The organism is Streptomyces hainanensis (genome assembly GCF_004348415.1).
In the GTDB taxonomy this organism is placed as follows: Bacteria; Actinomycetota; Actinomycetes; order Streptomycetales; family Streptomycetaceae; genus Streptomyces; species Streptomyces hainanensis.
The window spans coordinates 1-879 of the sequence record NZ_SMKI01000876.1 but is presented as its reverse complement, the minus strand read 5'-3'; the positions used below and the strand labels follow the sequence as shown (position 1 = coordinate 879).

The window sequence follows — 879 nt, the reverse complement described above, 5'->3', positions numbered from 1 at the left end:
GGTTCGGCGGGGCGGTGGCCCCGGAGCCGGCGGCGCAGCTCGGGGGCGTGCCGGCGGGCGTCGCGGACCGAGAGCGGCAGCGGCCGCCAGCCGGCCACGCGCCCCAACTGGACGACGGGCGGCGCGACGTCGGAGTCGGCCATCAGCTCGGCCGGCTCGCCGTCGCGCACGGCGCCGTCGCCGGTGAGGTGGAGCAGCCGGTCCGCGTACTGCAGCACCCGCTCCATCCGGTGCTCGGCGATCAGCACCGTCGTCCCGAGGTCGTGCACCAGCCGCAGCACGGCGGCCAGCACCTCCTCGGCGGCGGTCGGGTCGAGCGCCGAGGTGGGCTCGTCGAGGACCAGGACGGCGGGGTGGGTGGTGAGGACCGCCCCGATGGCCACCCGTTGCTGCTGGCCGCCGGAGAGGGTGCGGAGCGGGCGGTGCCGGAGTTCGGCGATGCCCAGCAGGTCGAGGGTCTCCTCGACGCGCTTCCGCATGGTGCCGGACTCGATCGCCAACTGCTCCATGCCGTAGGCGAGTTCCTCCTCGACGGTGTCGGTGACGAAGCCGGCGAGCGGGTCCTGGCCGACGACGCCGACGAGGTGGGCGAACTCCTGCGGGGCGGCGGCGTCGGTGCGCTGCCCGGCCACGGTGACGGTGCCGCGCAGGGTGCCGCCGGTGAACCGGGGCACCAGGCCGTTGACGGCGCCGAGCAGGGTCGACTTGCCGGTGCCGGTACGGCCGGTGACCAGGCAGAGCTCCCCCTCGCCGATGTCGAGGTCGACGTCGCGCAGGGTCGGGCGCTCGGCGTCCGGGTAGGTGAAGCTCACCTCGTGGAACGTGATCACGCCGGGGCCTTTCCGGTCGGTGCCAGGGAACGCTGGAGGGGTGGGGACG

The 879-nt window shown here is 75.3% G+C and carries 1 protein-coding gene; it reads right to left on the bottom strand.

Annotated features, from left to right (window positions below; genetic code table 11):
* Window positions 1-830 (bottom strand): ABC transporter ATP-binding protein (locus tag E1283_RS36590; protein WP_132822439.1); only part of this gene is annotated, 830 nt, incomplete at its 3' end.
* Window positions 831-879: the final 49 nt, after the last annotated feature.